The sequence below is a fragment of the Pseudoalteromonas sp. 1181_04 genome (genome assembly GCF_052850545.1).
Genome location: NZ_VXCS01000097.1, coordinates 1 through 442, shown reverse-complemented (window position 1 = coordinate 442; position 442 = coordinate 1). Strand labels below are relative to the sequence as shown.

The following is a 442-nucleotide window of genomic DNA, read 5'->3' as shown; positions in this document are numbered from 1 at the left end:
CTGCAGAGCCACAGCGGGGGCTATGGTTGGAGTATATGATAGGGTATTCCCAGGAAAAGTCGCGGTTGAATGGTTAGATAAGTCAGAAAATAGAATTTACTTTGGTGAAGTTGCAATAGACAAAAAAGGTTACAAATTAGCTAAATCTCTCCCTTATTTTACTTTATCGACAGGTGAGGTATTTAAGGAAATAAAACCATATTTAATAGTCGGTATGGGTGAATCAGGTGAGATAAAGGTTTGGGTTTCGAATACGCCATCCGCTGGATTTACTGGCCGTGTATTACACGAACTAGCCTCAGGGCAAGCACAGTGGCGTGAGAATAAGTAGTAAAGCCACGACCCTAAGCTTATGTTCTATAAAGTATTCGCAGAGGTAGCCCGTAGCTCATGACCCAGAAGAAGACGCTGAATTCACCACTAAAAACCAACAACGTGAGCT

The 442-nt window shown here is 42.3% G+C and carries 1 pseudogene; it reads left to right on the top strand.

The features are described from left to right. Positions 1–331, top strand: a pseudogene (locus tag FW757_RS23190) (DUF2931 family protein); the annotation flags it as partial. Positions 332–442 lie beyond the last annotated feature (111 nt).